This window comes from Thioclava marina, from assembly GCF_002020135.1.
GTDB lineage: Bacteria > Pseudomonadota > Alphaproteobacteria > Rhodobacterales > Rhodobacteraceae > Thioclava > Thioclava marina.
The window spans coordinates 486840-504767 of the sequence record NZ_MPZS01000002.1 but is presented as its reverse complement, the minus strand read 5'-3'; the positions used below and the strand labels follow the sequence as shown (position 1 = coordinate 504767).

The following is a 17928-nucleotide window of genomic DNA, read 5'->3' as shown; positions in this document are numbered from 1 at the left end:
CGGCGGGCACCTTCCCCCAACTCTTCGGAAAGTTTCACCATGTCCACCCGTATCGCCATCGTCACCGATATCCACCACGGCAAGCCCTCGACCGCGAAGCGCGGCGACATGGCGCTTCCCTTGATGGAAGAATTTGCCCGTTACGTTCGCGATGGCGGCGCCGATCTGGTGCTCGATCTCGGGGACCGGATCTCGGACGAGAACCGCGACACCGACCTGCGGCTGGAAGGCGAGGTGGCCGAGGCCTTCCGCGACGTCGATGCCCCGATCCTGCATCTCAACGGCAACCATGACCGCGACCATCTGGACGTCTCGGACAACGAAGACATCCTCGGCCAGTCGCTCGATCATGGAGTTGTCGATATCGGCGGCTGGCGCATCGTGCTGTGGCGCGCCGACAGCCGCATCCGCCGCACGCCCGACTATTCCGGCTTCGTGCTGACCGAGCCCGACGTGATCTGGCTTTCGCGCACCATGCAGGCGACCGACCGTCCGACGCTGGTGGTCAGCCATGTGCCGATCTCGGGTCATTCGCAGGTGGGCAACTACTATTTCGAGAACAACCCCGCCAGCTCGACCTATCCGATGGCCGAGCGCGCCCGCGCCGCCCTTGCCCGCGCCAACGTGCCGGTCGTCTGCCTCGCCGGGCACGTGCACTGGAACACCGTCACCACCGTCGATGGCATCACCCATCTGACCCAGCAATCGCTGACCGAAAGCTTCACCACCGAAGGCGAACCCGCCGGCGCGATGGGGATGATCGAGCTGGGCGACAGCTTCAAATGGGAAGTGGTGGGCGACGATCCCTTCGCCTTCGAGACCACCCCCCGCCACCGCCGCTGGACGCCTCCGCTGCCGTCCTTTGCCGACCATCCCGAGGCGCGCGCCCGTCGCGCCGCCGCAGCCGCGAGTTGATCCATGAGCCGCGCATCGCTTCTTTCGGTCCAGAACCTGAGCCTCGCCTTCGGCTCCCATACCGCGCTGTCGGGGCTCAGCTTCGACATCGCGCGCGGCGAAACCGTCGCGCTGGTGGGGGAATCCGGGTCGGGCAAATCCGCCACCGCGCTTGCGCTGATGCGCCTGATCGAGCGCGAGGGCGGGAGCGTGACCGGAGGGCGCATAGATCTGGCTGGCGACGCGCCCCTCGAGATCACGTCGCTCGATGAACGCGCAATGCAGCAGGTGCGCGGCAACCGGATTTCCATGATCTTTCAGGAGCCGATGACGGCGCTCAACCCGGTGATGCCTCTTGGTGAGCAGGTGGCGGAAGTGTTGCGCCTGCATCAGGGGCTGGACCGAAAAGCGGCATTGGCGGCGGCCCGTGCCGCGTTCGAACGGGTCAATATCCCCGAGCCCGAGCGGCGGCTGGTGCAATATCCGCACGAGCTTTCGGGCGGGCTGCGTCAGCGCGTCATGATCGCGATGGCGCTGGCCTGCCAGCCCGACTTGCTGATTGCCGATGAACCGACGACGGCGCTCGACGTCACGACGCAGGCGGAAATTCTTTCGCTGATCAAGCAGCTGCAGGAAGAAAGCGGCATGGCCGTGCTGTTCATCACGCACGACATGGGGGTGGTGGCAGAGATCGCCGACCGCGTCGTCGTGCTCTGTCGTGGCGAACAGGTCGAATCCGGGCCGGTTGCCCAGATCTTTTCAGCTCCGCAGGCCGAGTACACCCGGAACCTGATGGCAGCGACGCCAATGCTGGGCGGGGGCGCCCCGAAGCGGCCGCTTGGCGCCGGCGCGCCGCTGCTCGAAGTCGACCGGCTTTGTGTCCGTTTCCCGGTGCGTCGCGCCTTGCCGGGGCGGCCCGCGCTCGACTATCACGCGGTCAATGGGGTTTCGCTGACCCTCGGCCGGGGCGAAACGCTCGGGCTCGTGGGTGAATCCGGTTGCGGAAAATCCACGCTGGCGCGGACGCTGCTCGGGCTCGAGACGTCCTTCGGAGGGCGGGTCCGACTGAGCGGGCAGGAGCTGACCGGTCTGACATCACAAGAACTGCGCCCGCTGCGCGGAAACATGCAGATGGTCTTCCAGGACCCCTATGCGAGCCTCAACCCGCGCCTCCCGGTCTACGACCTGATCACCGAACCGGCCCATATCCGCAATCCGATGACGCGCGCCGAGCGTCGAGCGATGGCGGGAGAACTTTTGGAGCGGGTGGGCCTGGAAAGCGCTGCGATGGACCGCTACCCGCACCAGTTTTCCGGCGGACAGCGCCAACGGCTTTGCATCTGCCGCGCGCTCTCGGTCAAACCGGCAATCATCGTCGCGGACGAAGCGGTCTCGGCCCTCGACGTTTCGGTCGCGCGCCAGATCACGGATCTGATCGCCAGACTGCAGAAGGAAGAGGGCGTTTCCTTCCTCTTCATCTCCCATGACATCGCGGTCGTCGAACGCGTCAGCCACCGCATTGCCGTGATGTGGGCGGGGCAAGTCGTCGAGACCGGGCCGACCGAAACCGTTCTCAGCCGACCGCTGCATCCCTATACCCGGCGGCTGTTGTCGGCGGTGCCGCATCCGGATCCGCAGCGAAGACCGCTCGAGCGGGAACGCGCGACCGACCTCCGAATGCCAAAGCTCCTGCTGCCGCGCGACACTGACCCCGAGCGTATCGCGCTCCGCGAAGTCGAAGACGGGCATTTCGTTGCCATTCGCGACACGGTCGAGCTGTTGGATTACCGGACAAGGGCAGGCGCCGCGTCGGAGACGCCACGCAACGTGAGGAGCGAAGACGTTGGGAGCATGGCCGTCTAGCGTCTCGACCGGCGGCCGTGACGCCACGAGTTGACGAGGCAACAATGTCGCCCCTCGGGATCATGCCAGTCCCTCGGCGGTCCGAGGCGTCAAGCCCCGGGCCGCAGGGTCCAGGTTTATCTCAGGTAAACCTGATCGCCCCTCCGCACGACGCTCACTCTGTCGCCGACGCGGAAGGTGTTCGAGAGCTGAATCACGGTGATCGAGCCGCCGTTGTCGAGGCGCACGGTCCAGGCGTAAGACGTGTAGGTGCCGCCTTGGCTCGCGATATTGCTGCCCACGATCGCACCGGTCACTGCGCCGGCCCCTGTCATCAGGTCCTTGCCGGTTCCAGACCCGAACTGGTGTCCGATCACGGCACCGACCAGCGCGCCGGTGACGGTGCCGACGATCCGGTCCCCATCGCTCGTTCGCTGCATCGTCACCGGACGTACGGCAACGATGCGACCGTATTCAATGGTCTCAGCAGGGTAGGATGAGTAAGGCCTCGGCCGTGGGCCGTCCGGATATGGACCAGGTGTGGGGTAACAGGCTGCGACGGCCAGCACTGCTGGCAGAAGTAGAAGGAAACGCATTGCAAACCTCCATGTAACGAATCCACCGAATGCGTTGAGCATGCGGGTGTGAGAGCGATTTTGGGGCGGATTGGGCCATGTTGCATTGATTTCGAACAAGGCGCCGGGTGGTCGGGTGTCGGGTATTGGAGCCGAGTCTTCCCAAGGATCGAGATCTCGCGTTGAGCAAACTGCCGATTTTGGCGAGGTGAAGAGGCCGACGTCATGCTCGCACCATTTCGGAGCCGATCAGGACGTCATGATCGGGTTTTCCAGTACATATCGCTCTTCCTTAGCCCTTCAGGCAAGCCAAGGTTCGCGACAGAAAAGGCCTGCTGAGACATCAGGTGATCGGGTGGATGGGCTTTCTCTGCGGAATGCACGACGCGCCGCGTTGCAGGAAAATGCTCTGATCACCGAGCTGTCTTCAAATCCCGGTCGTCCTAATCACCCCCGGATCGGCAGTGACGCAACGCGGTGCGGGACGATCACCGGGCTGCCCTCTCGGTCACTGAGACATTCCGACGAGATCGAATAGACCGGATCAAGGATCGTCCGTGTCAAGACCTCTGCGGGAGGGCCGACCGCACGCAAGCGGCCGTTCTCGATCATCACGAGCCTGTCGGCAAAACGCCCCGCAAGGGTGAGGTCGTGCAATGCGGTAATCACAAGGATATCGTGTCGGCGGGTGGCCTTGAGATGGGTGAGGACCTCGATCTGGCGATGCAGATCCAGCGCACTGGTGGGCTCGTCTAGGATCAGGAGCCTCGGGCTGCGCAACAGACGTTGGGCCAGCAGAACCAGCTGCTGCTGACCTCCGGAGAGGTTGTCCATGCGCTGCGTGGCGAGCGCGCCGAGGCCAAAGGCCTCCAGCGCTCGCTCGACCTCGGCATGATCTTGCGGGGTGATCCGCCATCCGAGGCGCTCGCGCCGCCCCAGCAACACGCATTCGGTCACGCTCAGCGCCGCGCGCACCATGAAATCCTGCGGCATGAACCCGATCTGGCGTGGAGCGGGCCAGCCGGTCCCGAGTGTCTTCACGCCACGATGCGGAAGCACCCCCGCCAGCGCCTTGAGCAGCGTGGATTTGCCTGCCCCGTTCGGCCCGACGACCCCGACAAGGCCAACGGCTGGCAGGTCGAGCCGGTCGATGCGCAGCACCTTCTGCCGCCCGATCGTGACCGAGAAATCCGTCAGCGAAAGCCCGGTCATTGCCGTCCCCCTTTCTTAAGGATCACGCCCATCAGCATCGGAATACCAGCGATCGCGGTGATGATGCCCACCGGGATCACCGCGCCGGGCGAGATAACCTTGCCGACGACCGAGGCGGCGACCAGAACGATTGCGCCCATGATCCCGGCCATGGGTAGCGAAAAGCGATGGTCCTCGCCCACGAGGGAGCGGCCGACATGCGGCGCGATCAGACCGACAAAACCGATCGTCCCGGTAAAGCTGACCGCCCCCGCCGTCAGCAGCGCCACGATCACGAGCACCCGGCGGCGCAGCGCGTCGATATCGAGCCCGAGGCTCGCCGCGTTGCCATCGCCCAGCCGCAGCGCGGTGAGGTTCCAGGCGTCGCGCAGGATGAAGGGCAGGCTCAGCGCGAGGATCAGCGCGATCACCTTGACGCTCGTCCAGGTGGATTTGAGCAGACTGCCAAATAGCCAGAAGACGATCTGTTGCAGCACCTCGGGGGCGGCCATGAACTGCAAGAGAGATTGCAGGGACTGGAAGAAGAAGAGAACCGCGATGCCGGCGAGGACCAGCATTTCGGGCGAGGCGCCGCGATAGCGCGCCACGAGGTAGACGAGCGAGGCCGCGACCAAGGTTCCCGCGAAGGCGGCCAGCGGCACCCCGATCCACATCGCCACCGGTAGTGCCGTGCCAAAGAGAATGACGAAGGCCGCTCCGAAGCCTGCGGCGGCGGAAAAGCCCAGTGTGTAGGGGCTGGCGAGCGGGTTTGCGAGGATGGTCTGCATCATCAGCCCGGCGATGCCGAGGCTGGCCCCCACGAGGGCGGCGGTCAGGGTTTGCGGCATTCTGAGAAACCAAAGGATCGTGGCAAGGCGGCGGTCTTCGCCGCCCGGGCCTTCGGCCAGCCCGTGCAGTACATCGAGCAGGGCGATCCCGGCAGGACCGGTGATCAGGTCGGCCACCATGAGCGCGCACAAGGCTGCGAGGGCGGCCAGAAGCGTCCCCGCCCGGATCGCGCCGGAGCGACGCAGCGCGTCGCTCCGGTATGTTGTGGCGGTGCTCATTCCGCCTGGATCATGAAGACGCCGTCGGCCTCGACCGGCAGCCAGTCGGCATAGAACTGTGCAAGCTCGGCCTGCGGATCGACATCGGCAAAAGCTTCGGGGTGGATCGCCTTGCCGATGAAGCGGAAATAGGCGAAGTCCGAAAGCGCGCGCGTGCCGCCGTGATAGACGCCATAGACATTGCCGGACTTGACCGCGGGCAGCTCGGCCCAGCCAGCACGTCCCAGGTAGGCTTTCATCCGCTTTTGCGCGACGGCTTTGTCCTGGGCAAAACCCAGCGTCACGGCGGCGGGACGGTTCAGCCATTCGGAGCCCGCGAGCAAGATCACGTCGGGCTGCTCGGCCAGCACGTATTCCGGCGAGAGCGGCCCCCAGTTCTCGATCTGGCCATTGGCGATGTTTTGCCCGCCCAGCCCGTCGATGATGCCGCCCCACATGCCGCCCGCGTAGGAATTTCCGGCCTCGTCCGGGCCTTTCTGTGCCAGCTCGACATAGACCTTGGCGTTAGAGGGGCCCGCTTTGGCCACGCGTGCGGCGGTGTCGGCGCTCATGTCTGCATAAAGCCTGGCCAGCGTTTCGGCACGCTCATCGGCCCCCAGCGCCGCTCCAAGCGCACGGGTCGAGGCGAGGTGCTTTTCCAGCGTCTGGGCATTGTAGTCGAGCACGAGCACGGGAATGCCAGCCGTATCGAACTGGCCCACACTTTCACCCAAGGCGTCATATTGCCAGGCCGCGAGCAGCACGAGATCGGGCTCGGCGGCGATCGCGGCCTCGATCGAGAATGTCGCGCTTTCGGTATCGCCGACATCGGGGAGATCCTTCAGCTGCGGAAAGGCTGCGGTGTAGACCTCCCACTGTCCGGGTCGCCAATCGGCCCAGGGTCCGCGCGAGAGCGCCGCAATCCTGTCGACGCCGCCCTCGCCGGCCACGGCCAGGAATTCCTGGTAATAGAAGCCCAGGAGCACATGCTGCGCCGGCTCTTCCAGAGTGACGGAGCGGTCGCGCAGGTCGGTGATCGTGATCTCGGCCAGCGCGGGGGCGGCGAAGGCGCCAAGGAAAGCAGCCGCGAAGGCTGCGGATTTGAAGATGGGTTTCATGGTATTTCCCTAGAATTTCGGTCGGCGTGGCACCGGCAGTGATGCCGCGCTCGGAAAACGTCGAAGTCCCGTGACGCAAATCTGCCTGGCAAGCAGCAGCTGGCATGCGGGCAAAGGGGCCGGGAGCTTTTTGGTCTCGCCAAGCGAACCGGGGCTTTGCCCACATGCGCGCGAGGAGAAAGGGCGATCATCGCCTGTTTCGCGGATCGCTACCTCGGTCCGAGCCTGGGCAGGCTCACATGAAAGCAGGTGGAGCTCTGCTGCGCCGGGCGTCATCAACAACCTGGCGGGACAGGACCTGATGGGAAATCCCGGCCAGAACGACCGGGGTGATGGCTATGTTCCGCGGTTCGATGTCGGGAAGCGAAAAGGCATGGGCGATCAGGTTGACCTGAACGCAATGCTGTTCGTGGGTTTCTGTTTGTTCGTGGCCCGGATCGACCGGTGTTGTCTTGCCATCGTCCGTCAGCCAGACCTCTTGGACGCCGTCTGCGGTGCAAAGCACCAGGCGCATCCCGTCAGCGCTGGCCTGACGCATCATGCCATCGGGCACCAACCCGGCCAGCAAAACCGCCAGCAGGAGGAGAAGGCGAGCAAGCCGCCCGCCGATAGTTTTGACGCCGATCACGTTCATGTGAGCGACGGTATGGAGGGAAGTCGTCCGACGCAAGTGGACAATTCAGGAGATGATTTCTGAACGGCCTGAAATGAGTCCATCCCCGCCGGCGCGATAGAAGGCCCATGCAAAAGGACCGCGTTGGCAAGCTGTTCGTGCGATCCGTTCAGCGATTTGGGGCTTTGCCGCAGTCGGAGAGGGATGCGCGACCGGCAGCCTCTTGTGCCTCTCGCGGTGAGTCGCTCAAGCCTAACCGACGACAAACCCCGGTTGCTTCGGGGCGTGAGCGCAGGCGGAGTGCTATGAGATCGGCGTGACGCTTGGGCGAAAGCACGACCGAAACAGACAGTGATGAGCGTCGCTCCGGTCGCGCCTTTCAGATATCAGCCGGAAAAAGCCAGCCACGCGCCTGCCATGGCCGTGAGCGCGCCGAGCATCTGCGTGGCATGCGCGGACTTGAGCTGGCGCGAAAGGGTCACTGCGATCCCGACGCCGATCGCATGAAGAACTGCCGTCGAAAGCGCGAAGCCGAAACCGAATGCCGTGGCACCGGCGCTGCCAAGTTCGCCGCCATGCGCGTGGCCGTGGAACAACCCGAACAGCGCACAAAGCGCAATGCTGGCATTCACCGGCATTTTCGCCGCCGTTGCCACCACCAGTCCGAGTACGACCACCGAGGCGAGGATCATTGGTTCGACAAACGGCAACGGAACACCTCCGAGCGCCAGGAAGAACCCGACCACCATTGCTCCCACGAACGCGGTGGGTAGCTTCCAGACGGCTCTTCCGCCAAACATAGCAGCCCAGAGGCCCACAGCGACCATGGCCAGGATGTGATCGCTCCCGAACCATGGATGCGATGCTCCCGCCATGAACGAGCCGTGCTCGTCGGGGTTCAGATGCGCGTAGGATGGCGACGCGAATGTCAGGGCGATCAATGCGGAAGCGAGTCTTTTCATGTCGGGCCTCGGGTTCGATAGTTTCATTGATGGAATGACCCTACTGAAAATGTCTTGTCGCCAAAGCGGCAATCCGGCCACTCATGCGCTGGCAAATGCTCGAGGTCGACCCTGCTCAAAAAATGATCGAAATTGCCCGGCCCATGCGAAATTTTCTCGCCACTTTGCTTTTGCGGTTCGCGCTGGGGTCGAGAAGCCAGACCGTAAACGAGCCCGACAATTGCGAGTGTATGGCGATCGCGCCCCTCGGGGGGCAGGTGCGCAAATCGGGTGAGGGACGCACTTTCCCGTTCCCCGGACCAACCTGTCGCGCTACCTCGGCGACGTGCATTCCGAGCGCTTCATAGCGGTTCGAGGTCTCGCGCCTTTCGTGGTGATCAGACGACATGATCGCCCGGCTACCGTTCGCATCATGGCATTTTGGGGTGTCATGGGCGCCACAGGCGGTCACGCTGCCGATCTCCTGAACCTCCCGCTTTCGGGCGAGCAGTCCGGACAGGATCGCGTCTCGCCGATACGGCATCCTGTGATTTCGACCTGCCGGATTTCCGGCGTTTCTCCGTCAATACCGGGGAGGCTCTGGGGCCAGAAGCGTTGCTAGGGGCCGCCCTGCGTGCGGGCGTGCTGTTCGTCTTCCCGCTGGCGATTGATCCCGGTGCTATCGCTCGGGAGGTGCGGTGCCGGTCTGCTCTTGCGCCCGTGCTGCGACCCCGGATTCACGAAACGAACTCTCTCGAAGTTTTTACAGCGACGACCCGAGCGCAAAAAACAAGAAACCCCGCTTGCGTGGGGAAATGTTATTTTGTAACAAAAGTTATATTATAACAGGAGATGCAAATGGACAGCCGCCTTCCCGTCACCGTGTTCTCTGGCTTTCTCGGCGCCGGAAAGACCACGCTTCTCAACCACATCCTTGCCAATCGCGACGGTTTGCGCGTCGCGGTGATCGTCAATGACATGTCCGAGGTGAATATCGACGCCGACCTGATCCGCGCGGGCGGCAGCCTCACGCGCGGCGAAGAGAAGCTCGTCGAAATGACCAATGGCTGTATCTGCTGCACATTGCGCGAAGACCTGTTGATCGAGGTGCGCCGCCTCGCGCAAGAGGGCCGTTTCGACTACCTGTTGATCGAATCGACCGGGGTGTCGGAGCCGCTGCCCGTCGCCGCCAGCTTCGAGTTCCGTGACGATCAGGGCGAGGCGCTCGACGATATCGCCAAGCTTGACACGATGGTCACCGTAGTCGATGCCGCGAACCTCACGCGCGACTTCTCGGCACAGGATTTCCTCGCTGATCGCGGGGTCGAGCTGGGTCCGGAGGATGAGCGCAGTCTCGTGCAGTTGCTCACCGAGCAGATCGAATTCGCGGATGTGATCGTGCTCAACAAGATCGGCTCGGCCAGCGAGGTCGAGCGCGAGACTGCCCGCGCGATCATCCGCGCGCTCAATGCCGATGCGAAGATCGTCGAGACCGATTACGGCAAGGTCGAACCGCGAGAGATCCTCGGCACGGGGCGGTTCTCCTTCGAGCAGGCGCATCGTCACCCGACCTGGGCGCAGGAGCTTTACGGTTATGCCGATCACACGCCAGAGGATGCCGAATACGGGATCACCTCGTTCGTGTTCCGCGCCGAGCGTCCCTTCGACCCCGCGAAGCTGGCCGAATTTTTCGAGACGCCGCTGCCGGGCGTGATCCGCGCCAAGGGGCATTTCTGGCTCGCCACGCGCCCCGACTGGGCGGGCGAGTTCTCGATGGCCGGGCCGATGATGGAGGTACGCGGACTTGGCCTGTGGTGGTCCGCCGTCCCCGAGCAGCATTGGCCCGAAGCGGCCCGCGAACACATGGCCGCGCGGGTGGCGCAGGAATTCGGCGACCGGCGGCAGGAGATGGTCTTCATCGGAATGCTGGGCGAGATGAACCGGGCCCGGATCGAGACGATGCTGGCGCGATGCCTCGTTCCCGAGACCCGCTTTGCGCCCGAGGCCTGGACCGATCTGGTGGATCCTTTTCCGCAATGGGGCCGTGCGGCATGAGACAAAACCTCGTCACCCGGCTGCGCAGGCGTGGCCGGGCGAACCCCATGGCGGCGCATGACAGACTGCCACCCCGGGCGCGGGTCTGGGTCACACAGGCTGCGTTGCCTTGGTCGGCGGCATCGGTATCTCGAATCTGGGCGCGTGCCTTGCGCGAGACGGGCAGCGAAGAGGCAGCCATCGCGCGGCTTGATTTGGCCGAAGCGAGAATGCTCGCACGCGACGGGGTTGTCGCGGATCTGCATCGCATGACCAAAGAGGAGGGATTGGCGGCAAGGGTCTTCTAAGTGCCGCCGCGCGCCGCGATCCCAAAGTGCCCGGCCGCTATCCTCAGCACATGGGGCACTGCCGGTCAGGGCCCATCTCGAAGCCCGCCGCCTCTTTGAACCCCATGTCGAGCCACTGATCCGGGTAATATTTTTCGCGTTATCCGAACCGCACGAAGGTGATCGCGAGTTCAAGAAACAGGACCGCGCGTCATTTGCCGGCTCGGTCTGCGTGCGATAGTCGGTGCAGCACGAGTTGCCCGGCACAATGCGCCTTCGCGCGACGCTGCCGCTCGATTCCTTCGGCGGTGTCGGCCAGCGAGTTATAGCCTGACGATAGTCTGAGTGGTCATCGACAAAGAGCGAGGCGGACGGTGGTTCTGAACTGCCTGTCGCGGATGCTCGCAGATGCCGCGTAGATTGTGCGCTTGAAGGGAACGGAAACACGTTCGGGGAAGCTGTGGTCGGAACCAGCGGAAAGGGGGGGGGCGTCGAGCTGCTGCCATCGCAAAGACACGATATTCGCCATCTCGTTGCGATCCCCTGCGATTTGATCCCGGGCCCGCAGCTCGCGGCAGCGGTCAAAGCTGGCGACCGCTCGTATTGCCGTGAGAGTGGCGCGCGCGGCCATGGCGCAGCGATGACGAACTCGTCTCACGGGGGGCATCCATTGGCTCGGCCGCCCCTGAAGTGGTGCAAAGCTGGTAGGCGCGCAACGAGTGCAAATCTGCGACAAACCGAGTTTTAGCGTCCTTCCGGGCTACATGCTTAGGGTCTACTCTGTTAGGACACAGCAACAGATCATTACCTGAGCGGATTCCATTATGTTCCTGCGTCCACTCGGTCACCGCAGATGGCCAATTTTTCTGGCTTTAAGCGCTTTTGGCGCAACGGTTTTCTGCCACCCTTCGCCGTTGCGCGCAGAGGGGGCGGATGTCGCGCTGGGGTATAACAGCTTCGGTGTCCCCGGCTTGATTGACATGCCTTCGGCGGGCAGTCGCGAAGATGCGGAGCTTGGTTTCACGATCTTCCACATGCAGAACCAGACGCGGGTTTCGGCGGCATTCCAGATCACGCCGCGACTCTCGGCAGGATTCCGCTATTCCTCTGTCGGCAATTACAACGGCGGCAGCACGCTCTATGACCGCAGCTTCTCGGTCCAGTATCGTTTCCTCGACGAAGGGCGGTTCCGGCCTGCCATGGCGGTCGGCATCAACGACATGGCTGGCACCGGCGTCTATGCGGGTGAATATGTCGTGGCGTCGAAGGCGCTGACGCAGAAGCTGCGAGCGACGGCGGGCATCGGCTGGGGGCGGCTGGGCTCGTTCGGGAGTTTCGACAACCCTCTGGGTGTGATCTCGGATCGGTTCGACACCCGGCCCAAGGCGGATGTCGGTAAGGGCGGCACATTTCAGCCTTCTCAATGGTTTCGCGGTCCAGCGGCGCTTTTCGGTGGTGTCGAATGGCAGGCGAGTGACCGGCTGACCCTGGTCGCGGAATATTCGTCGGATGCCTACACGCGCGAGGACGGGCCGACCTTCGATCGCAAATCGCCCTTCAATTTCGCCGCGCGCTACCAGATCAACCCGAATGCCTCGGTGAGCGCGGGTTACATGTATGGCTCGACGTTGAGCCTCCAGCTCAATTATGCGCTCAACCCCAAGTCTAATCCGCATCCCAGCGGGCTCGAGAGCGCGCCGCCGCCGGTGGTGCCGCGCGGAGGCGCGGATGCGGCGAAAAGTTGGGCGGGCGATCCGGCGCTGCTCGAGGCGTCCTTGCGCCCGGCGCTTGCCGCGCAGGGACTTGCTCTCGAGGGCATCGCGCTTAGCGGTGACCGGCTCGAGATCCAGATCCGCAACGATCGTTACAATGCCGCGCCCGAGGCGATCGGGCGCGCGGCGCGGGTGCTGAGCGCCCAAGCCCCCGCAAGCGTCGATCGCTTCGCCATCACCCTGTCGGAAAACGCGATGCCGGTGAGCACGACCGAACTCAAGCGCGCCGATCTCGAAGCTTATGAATTCCACCCGATCGGGGGAGAGCTGATCCGCGCGAACGCGCAGATCGGCGACGCAACGGGCCGCCTGCCACCGGCGGACGGTGTTTATCCGCGCTTCTCCTGGCGCATCGGCCCTTATCTCAAGCCTGCACTCTTCGATCCTGACGATCCGCTGCGCGCCGATATCGGCTTCAGTCTCGGGGCCAGGTTCGAGCCGCTGCCGGGACTTTTGCTCTCGGGGCAGGTGAATCAGAAACTGATCGGCAATCTGGATCAGGCCAACCGGCCTTCGGATTCGGTTCTGCCGCATGTGCGTTCGGATGCCTGGCTCTATTACAAGACCTCCGGTCCGCAGATCCCCGAACTGACTGCGGCTTATTTCTTCCGCCCCGGTCGCGATCTCTATGGCCGGGTCACGGCTGGCTATCTCGAGGCGATGTTCGCGGGCGTCTCGGCGGAGGTGCTCTGGGCGCCGCAAAACAGCCGCCTTGCGCTCGGGGCCGAGATCAACCGGGTGCGTCAGCGCGGCTATGACCAGCGTTTCGATCTGCGTGACTACGAGGTCACGACCGGGCATCTTTCGGCCTATTACCGTCTGAGCGACGATTTCTACACGCAGCTCGATGTCGGGCGTTATCTCGCGGGCGATACCGGGGCCACGCTGAGCTTCGCGCGCGTCTTCGACAATGGCTGGCGCGTGGGCGTCTACGCCACGAAGACCGACGTCTCCTCGGCTGATTTCGGCGAAGGCTCCTTTGACAAGGGGTTCACGCTGACCATCCCGCTGGGTTGGGTGACGGGGCAGGCGACACGCACGAAGTATTCGACCGTGATCCAGCCGATCCTGCGTGACGGCGGGGCGCGGCTGCATGTCTCGGATCGGCTCTATGGCCTGGTGCGTGACGATCAGGCGGCCACGCTTGATGGCAATTGGGAAAGGTTCTGGCGATGAGGTTGTGGCTCGCGGCGTCCCTTCTGGCGCTTGCCGGTTGCGGCAAGATCCCGATGTCGTTTTCGGCCGGATCGGCCGACGCTCCGCAAGGGAAGGGAGTGCAGGTCGTGATCGCGCAAGGTGGCGACGCCGGCACAGGGCTGGAGGTGGTTATCCCCTCGCGTAACGCGACAGCCGTGTTGCGCCCGATCGGACGAAACGGGACGGTCGGCACCTGGGTTTCCGATGACAATATCGCCGTGAGCGTCGATCGGGGCGTTGTGGTGGCGACGCGTGGTCTGGGCGATGATCTCATGGGAGCCGATGCCGAGCCGACGCTTGCGGCGCTGCGCGGCGAGACTGCGGGGCCTTATCGGCGGACCTACCGGTTGCTCGATGCCGAGAACCACGCGCGCTACGTGCTGATGGGATGCGAGATGGACAGCAAGGGGCCCGAGATGCTGGCCGGTCGACGTCTGATCCGCAACGAGGAAAGTTGCGCCACTGCGGGGCTGCGCACGCAGAACCTTTATTGGACCGACGGGGCAGGGCGGATCGAGGCGGCGCGGCAGTGGATTTCGCCCAAGGTCGGGGCAATTGCGACGGCAATAATCACGACCGGCAAAAACTGACCGGCCCGGGGAAGATTCTACTGGGGCGTGCAAACCGAATGTTATATGATTGAAGAATGTTAACTGTTCATCCGATCCCGGAGGCTTTGATGACCAAACTGATTACGGCTTCGCTGGCCATTGCCGCGACCTTCGCCGCCACCCTTCCCGGCCTTGCACAAGGCGTGCAGGCTCCGCCGAACCTGAGCGATGAGGCTCTCATGGCTTGGGCCGAGCAGGCGAATGTCTGCGGCGGCAAGCAAGTGCTTGGGGCCCAGTATACCGCTGGCGGCATGGCTCAGGTGACCTGTGCGAAGGGCATGGGCGGCAATCTCGGCGGCGCGACGCCGGTTGTGATGGTGATGATTGGCGTGGGTGTCGCCGCAGCGGCCATGGGCGGCGGCAGCGGTGGGACGAGTTCCACGAACGGCACGAACTGAACGAGCGCGTAAGCGCCCGCCTTTCGCGAACGAGATCGAGAAAAGCCCCGTCGGCATGCCGGCGGGGCTTTTCTTTTATGCCCGATATGCCCGATTTTGGCCATTTACCCTATCAAATGGTTAATAGCGGCGACCACATTTTTGCCGCATAGCTTTAACAAAATTGTTACGTTGTCCTAGGGAAGAGGCGCGAGATGCTCTCAGCTCTCATCATATTTCCGCTGTCGGCGCTGCTTTGGCTCATGCTGAGCGAGCATTTTGCGCCGATGGAAGATCAGCCGCCCCATCGGGAAGGCTGAGCGCATCTCTCAGGCGCGGTGCCGAATCCGTGCGTTGAACGCCCGGCGAATGCGGCTCAGAAGGGCTACGCGCCGATAGATAAGCAGATACAACACGTAAACGACCCCGACACCCGCTCCGAGTATCCACGGTTCGTCCGGCCAGATCACGGTGATCGAGCAGGCCACGAGCGTCAGCGACCAAAGCAGGACCGAGGTGATCGGATTGCGCATTTTCGGTCGATTGATCGTCTCCGCGATGCGCTTGGCGCGGCTGCGATAGACGAGACTGTGTAAATGCAGGCGATCGGCCTCGCCCGGATGGGTGCCCTCGCGCTTCACGCGGCGACGGATCGAGACCAGCGTTTCGATCCAAGGGTATGCCAGGGCGAGAACCGCGATCAGCGGCGAATATTGAGGATTGCGCGCGGGCAGCACGATGCCGATCACCGCGAGCATGAAGCCCGTCGAATAGGCGCCCGCATCTCCGTAAAAGAGCCGCCCCGAGGGGAAATTCAGAACGAAGAAACCCGCAATCGCGCCGATCATCAGCAGGCAGATTGCGAGAACCGAGCTGTCGCCCGCTTTCGCCGCAAGCACCGCGAAGGCCGAGAGGACGATGATCGCTGTGCCCGAGGCAAGCCCGTTCACCCCGTCGATGATATTGAGCGAATTGGCGATGCCGCCGATGGCAATGGCGCTCAGCGCGATACCGAATGCCGGGTATTGCAGGAGGTAGTCGAGACCGGGAATGTCGGCGCGTTCGATGCGATAGCCAGAGACGACGCAGAAGATCAGCCCGGCGAAGACCGTCGCCAGCAGCCGCCATTTTGCCGAGACCTTCTTCGTTACGTCCTCAAGCGCGCCCGAGCCGAAAGCCGGGATCCCGCAAAGGCAGATCGTCCACCAGAGCGCCTGCGTGGCCGGATCGAGCGTCCAACCCGCCGCGAACGCCCCCGCGAGAAGCGCAAAGCCGCCGATTCTGGGCACCGGTGCGGCGTGGATCTTCTGCACCCCGGTAGAGCCGTCATAACTCAACCCCCCGTGGAATTCCTGAGTGATGACAATCAACACGGCGAAGAGAAAGGAGGCAAGGAATGCGACGCCGATATAGATAAGCCCAGCCATGATACCGCCTTGTGCAGAAGCTACGAGAGCCGTTGAAACTGAAGCGTTGCTCGCGCGGGAGACTAACAATTCGTGTTTTATTCGAAGGGGACCCGACGCAATACTTCTTAACCAGACGAAGCGGCCGCAGTAAAGGTTTGGTGAGCGAGACTCCGCCTGAAACCGCAGCGCGACTGCGACCAGCGCCTGCAAATTAGGCACAACCGTAGGTTGAGCAGATTGCCGGCCGGTCGCCAAGCCAATATGCAACGTGGTAACTGGCCGAATCGATTCGTGCGCTATGTGCGGTTGGCAGAAGCGCACGGCTCGGCTATCCAGTCAGAGACTGGCTCTCGATGCTTCCGAGGGCGAAACAGGTAAAGATTGCGCCGTTGAGGCGAAAAGCTCAGGAGGGCGTTCATGGGGGCGATGACGAAGGTTCTTGGAGCATGTCTTGCGCTGCTGCTTTTGGCCTCCTGCGATAATTCGACGACGAATTTTCCGCTCTCCTCGCGTCCCGTCACCACGACCGAAGACCCGGTTGCCGGCAATATCGCCGTGGTGCGTCTTAGTGCGGCGAATGTCTCGACCTTTGGCTCTCCGGCGGATCTGAGCGGCGGTCGTACGACCCTTCCCTCCAACGGGTATTGGAATTACCGCGTCGGCACCGGCGACCTGCTCGACATCGTGGTCTGGGATCACCCCGAGCTGACGATGCCGGCTGGCGCAAACCGCACGCCCGCCGAATCGGGGCTGCGTGTACAATCCGATGGCACCTTCTTCTACCCGTATGTCGGTCAGGTGCGTGCCCGTGGACGCACGCCCGATGAGATTCGCGCCGATCTGGCCGAGAAGCTCAAAGAATTCATCCCCTCGCCGCAGGTCTCGGTGCGTGTGGTGGGTTACAATTCGCAGACCGTTTCGGTCACTGGCGAAGTTGGTCAGCCCGCCCGGATCCCGCTCACCTCCTCGGCGCTGACGCTGCTCGATGCTGTCAACGAGGCGGGTGGTCTTACCGAAAAAGCCGATGCGCGGCGTGTGATCGTGCGCCGGGGCGGACGCAGCTACAGCGTCGACATGCAGGCCTTCCTCAATCAGGGGATCTCGTCGAACAACCCTGTGCTGCACAATGGCGACGTGATTGCGGTGCCGCGTGCCAAGGCGGCCGAGGCCTATCTGCTTGGCCAGCTCGTCAAGCCCGGACCGATCGACCTGACCAAGGACGATGTGACTCTGACCGAGGCCGTGACTTCGGTGGGCGGGCTCAAGACCGAGGCCGCCGATGCGCGCGGGATCTTCGTCTTCCGCGACACGCCCGCGGGCGTCACCGTCTACCAGCTCGATACGTCGAGCGCGGCCGCCTATGTCGTGGGGACGCGCTTCTATCTGCACCCGCAGGACGTGGTCTATGTGACCACCGCGCCAGTCGCGAAGTGGAACCGTCTCATCTCGAACCTGCTGCCGACGCTGAACACGGCCCGCGCGGCGGACGCGCTGGCGAACTGATGGCGCAGGTCGGCTCTATTCTGGTCGTCTGTGTCGGCAATATCTGCCGCTCACCGGTGGGGGAGCGCCTCCTTGCGCGTGAGCTTCCCGAAGTCACGGTCAGTTCGGCCGGGATCGGCGCCGTGGTGGGGGCGCCCGCCGACAAGGTGATGCGCGAAGTGGCCGGGGCTGAAGGGGTAAGCCTCGAAGGACACGTCGCGCGCCAGTTCACGGCCGAAATCGGCGCCGCGCATGAGTTGATACTCGTGATGGAAGCGGGACACCGTTCCGAGATTGCGCGGATCGCTCCGCATCTGTCAGGGCGCACGATGCTCTTCGATCAATGGCTGGGCGGGCAGGGCATTGCCGATCCCTATCGCAAGCCGATCGAGGTCCATCGCGCGGCCTTCGCCCAGATCCGGACTGCGGCCGATGGGTGGGTGGCCCGCCTTGGGCACAAGAGAGGGCAGGGATGATGACGGGAGACGCGCGGGGGTGTGGTTCGCGTGTCCGGTCGTTCTATTGTTGGTTTTCGAGAT

The 17928-nt window shown here is 63.6% G+C and carries 16 protein-coding genes; 9 read left to right on the top strand and 7 right to left on the bottom strand.

Annotation, left to right across the window (positions count from 1 at the left end; all coding sequences use genetic code 11):
• Positions 1-39 precede the first annotated feature (39 nt).
• Together BMG00_RS12645 and BMG00_RS12640 are read left to right on the top strand one after the other, a co-directional pair.
• On the top strand, positions 40-915 hold the full coding sequence (locus BMG00_RS12645; RefSeq protein WP_078574576.1) for a metallophosphoesterase family protein: 876 nt from the start codon (positions 40-42) through the stop codon (positions 913-915).
• Between the two features lie 3 nt (positions 916-918).
• Entirely contained in the window at positions 919-2757 is a 1839-nt protein-coding gene (locus tag BMG00_RS12640; RefSeq protein WP_078574575.1) for an ABC transporter ATP-binding protein, read from the top strand.
• A 116-nt stretch (positions 2758-2873) separates the two neighbouring features.
• Here the strand turns inward: BMG00_RS12640 and BMG00_RS17645 are convergent, their stop codons facing one another.
• The 6 genes from BMG00_RS17645 to BMG00_RS12610 all read right to left on the bottom strand — a co-directional run bounded on the left by BMG00_RS17645 (position 2874) and on the right by BMG00_RS12610 (position 8241).
• Positions 2874-3176, bottom strand: coding sequence for an outer membrane lipoprotein (locus BMG00_RS17645; RefSeq protein ID WP_158521722.1), 303 nt, complete (start codon positions 3174-3176; stop codon positions 2874-2876).
• Between the two features lie 582 nt (positions 3177-3758).
• Positions 3759-4523, bottom strand: coding sequence for an ABC transporter ATP-binding protein (locus tag BMG00_RS12630; RefSeq protein ID WP_078574573.1), 765 nt, complete (start codon positions 4521-4523; stop codon positions 3759-3761).
• On the bottom strand, positions 4520-5569 hold the full coding sequence (locus tag BMG00_RS12625) for a FecCD family ABC transporter permease (RefSeq protein ID WP_078574572.1): 1050 nt from the start codon (positions 5567-5569) through the stop codon (positions 4520-4522). Before BMG00_RS12625 ends, BMG00_RS12630 begins: the two co-directional genes overlap by 4 nt.
• The gene (locus tag BMG00_RS12620) at positions 5566-6666 is read right to left on the bottom strand and encodes an ABC transporter substrate-binding protein (protein ID WP_078574571.1); all 1101 of its coding nucleotides are present in this window, start codon (positions 6664-6666) and stop codon (positions 5566-5568) included. Before BMG00_RS12620 ends, BMG00_RS12625 begins: the two co-directional genes overlap by 4 nt.
• A gap of 235 nt (positions 6667-6901) precedes the next feature.
• The gene (locus BMG00_RS12615) at positions 6902-7300 is read right to left on the bottom strand and encodes a DUF2946 family protein (RefSeq protein ID WP_078574570.1); all 399 of its coding nucleotides are present in this window, start codon (positions 7298-7300) and stop codon (positions 6902-6904) included.
• A gap of 365 nt (positions 7301-7665) precedes the next feature.
• A complete protein-coding gene (locus BMG00_RS12610; RefSeq protein WP_078574818.1) occupies positions 7666-8241 on the bottom strand; it encodes a HupE/UreJ family protein in 576 nt (191 codons plus the stop codon).
• A gap of 837 nt (positions 8242-9078) precedes the next feature.
• Here BMG00_RS12610 and BMG00_RS12600 point away from each other — a divergent pair.
• The 5 genes from BMG00_RS12600 to BMG00_RS12575 all read left to right on the top strand — a co-directional run bounded on the left by BMG00_RS12600 (position 9079) and on the right by BMG00_RS12575 (position 14519).
• Positions 9079-10275 carry a GTP-binding protein gene (locus BMG00_RS12600; protein ID WP_211274134.1) on the top strand — a complete coding sequence of 399 codons (1197 nt, stop codon included), beginning with the start codon at positions 9079-9081 and terminating at the stop codon, positions 10273-10275.
• Positions 10191-10562, top strand: a complete 372-nt coding sequence (locus BMG00_RS17925) for a DUF6525 family protein (protein ID WP_342745854.1) — start codon at positions 10191-10193, stop codon at positions 10560-10562. Before BMG00_RS12600 ends, BMG00_RS17925 begins: the two co-directional genes overlap by 85 nt.
• Positions 10563-11365: 803 nt before the next feature.
• The gene (locus tag BMG00_RS12585; protein ID WP_078574566.1) at positions 11366-13489 is read left to right on the top strand and encodes a YjbH domain-containing protein; all 2124 of its coding nucleotides are present in this window, start codon (positions 11366-11368) and stop codon (positions 13487-13489) included.
• Positions 13486-14100: a YjbF family lipoprotein gene (locus BMG00_RS12580; RefSeq protein ID WP_078574565.1), complete on the top strand. Its 615-nt coding sequence runs from the start codon at positions 13486-13488 to the stop codon at positions 14098-14100. Before BMG00_RS12585 ends, BMG00_RS12580 begins: the two co-directional genes overlap by 4 nt.
• Before the next feature lie 89 nt (positions 14101-14189).
• Positions 14190-14519, top strand: coding sequence for a hypothetical protein (locus BMG00_RS12575; protein WP_078574564.1), 330 nt, complete (start codon positions 14190-14192; stop codon positions 14517-14519).
• Positions 14520-14827: 308 nt separating this feature from the next.
• Here BMG00_RS12575 and BMG00_RS12570 read toward each other — a convergent pair whose 3' ends face one another.
• On the bottom strand, positions 14828-15925 hold the full coding sequence (locus BMG00_RS12570) for an MraY family glycosyltransferase (protein WP_078574563.1): 1098 nt from the start codon (positions 15923-15925) through the stop codon (positions 14828-14830).
• 399 nt (positions 15926-16324) lie between these two features.
• Between BMG00_RS12570 and BMG00_RS12565 the strand changes: the two genes are divergently transcribed.
• On the top strand, positions 16325-17410 hold the full coding sequence (locus tag BMG00_RS12565; RefSeq protein WP_245795027.1) for a polysaccharide biosynthesis/export family protein: 1086 nt from the start codon (positions 16325-16327) through the stop codon (positions 17408-17410).
• Positions 17410-17865, top strand: a complete 456-nt coding sequence (locus tag BMG00_RS12560; RefSeq protein ID WP_078574562.1) for an arsenate reductase/protein-tyrosine-phosphatase family protein — start codon at positions 17410-17412, stop codon at positions 17863-17865. The genes BMG00_RS12565 and BMG00_RS12560 overlap by 1 nt, the downstream gene beginning before the upstream one ends.
• Positions 17866-17928: the final 63 nt, after the last annotated feature.